Consider the following 1,665-nt stretch of genomic DNA (forward strand, 5'->3'; position numbering starts at 1 on the left):
CCCCCGCCGCCCTGGACCGCCCCGACCCGGCGGAGGCGACGCACCCAGGCCGCCACCGTGCCGAGCGGCCCGCCGGCGACGAGGAGCCCCCGGCATGAGCGCCCCGCATCAGCGGCTCCCGGCGCCGCGGCGCGCGGAACTGTCCGACGCGGCGGTGGTGTCGCGGTCCTGGGGCATGGCGCTGGCGACGCTGGTCAGCCGGATCACCGGCTTCATCCGGATCGTGCTGCTGGCCGCGATCCTGGGCGCGGCGCTGTCCAGCGCCTTCTCGGTGGCCAACCAGTTGCCGAACCTGATCTCGGCGCTGGTGTTGGAGGAGACCTTCACCGCGATCTTCATCCCGGTGCTGGCCCGCGCCGAACGCGACGACGCCGACCGGGGGGCGGCCTTCGTCCGGCGGCTGGTCACGCTGGCCGCGACGATGCTGCTGGTGGTCACGCTGCTGTCGGTGACGGCGGCCCCGCTGCTGGTCCGGCTGATGCTGGGCCGCGATCCGCAGGTCAACGAGCCGTTGACCGTCGCGCTCGCCTACCTGCTGTTACCGCAGGTGGTGTTCTACGGCTTGTCCTCGGTGTTCATGGCGATCCTGAACAACCGCAACGTATTCGGGCCGCCGGCGTGGGCCCCGGTGATCAACAACGTGGTCGCGATCAGCACGCTGGTGCTGTATCTGGCGGTGCCGGGCGAACTGTCGGTGGATCCGGTGCGGATGGGCAACGCCAAGCTGTTGGTGCTGGGCGTCGGCACCACGCTCGGGGTGGTCGCCCAGATGGCGGTGCTGCTGACGGCGCTCGCCCGCCAGCACATTAGCCTGCGGCCGCTGTGGGGAATCGACGCGCGGCTCAAACAGTTCGGGGCGATGGCCGCCGCGATGGTGCTCTACGTCCTGATCAGCCAGGTCGGCCTGGTGGTCACCAACCAGATCGCCGCCACCGCAGCCGCTTCCGGGCCGGCCATCTACAGCTACACCTGGCTGGTGTTGATGCTGCCGTTCGGGTTGGTCGGGGTGACGGTGCTGACCGTGGTGATGCCGCGGCTGAGCCGGAACGCCGCCGCCGACGACACCCCCGCCGTGCTCGGTGACCTGTCGTTGGCCACCCGGCTGACCATGATCACGCTGATTCCGGCGGTGGCGTTGATGACCGTCGGCGGCCCCGCCTTGGGCAGCGCACTGTTCGCCTACGGCAACTTCGGCGACGTCGACGCCGGCTACCTGGGCGCGGCGATCTCGCTGTCGGCGTTCACGTTGATTCCGTACGCGCTGGTGCTGCTGCAGCTGCGGGTCTTCTACGCCCGCCAGCAGCCTTGGACGCCGATCACCATCGTCGTCGTCATCACCACCGTCAAGATCATCGCGTCGCTGATCGCCCCGCACGTGACCGACAACCCGGATCTGGTCGCCGGATACCTGGGTCTGGCCAACGGCCTGGGATTCTTGGCCGGCGCCGTGGTCGGCTACTACCTGCTGCGCCGCACCCTGCGCCCATCCGGGGGGCAGCTGGTCGACCTCACGGTGGTGCGCACCATCCTGGTCACCGTCGCGGCATCGCTGCTGGCCGGGCTGGTCGCCTACGTGGCGGATCGGCTGCTGGGATTGGCGGCCCTGACCGAACACGGCGGTCCGGGCTCGCTGCTGCGGCTGGCGGTGCTGGCGGTGCTCATGGT

General features: G+C 70.5%; 1 protein-coding gene. It reads left to right on the plus strand.

What is annotated here, in order from left to right:
* Positions 1 to 94: 94 nt before the first annotated feature.
* A partial coding sequence (gene murJ, locus BKN37_RS27050) for a murein biosynthesis integral membrane protein MurJ (protein ID WP_071030370.1) occupies positions 95 to 1,665 on the plus strand: 1,571 nt, incomplete at its 3' end.

This window comes from Mycobacterium talmoniae (genome assembly GCF_001854525.1).
In the GTDB taxonomy this organism is placed as follows: domain Bacteria; phylum Actinomycetota; class Actinomycetes; order Mycobacteriales; family Mycobacteriaceae; genus Mycobacterium; species Mycobacterium talmoniae.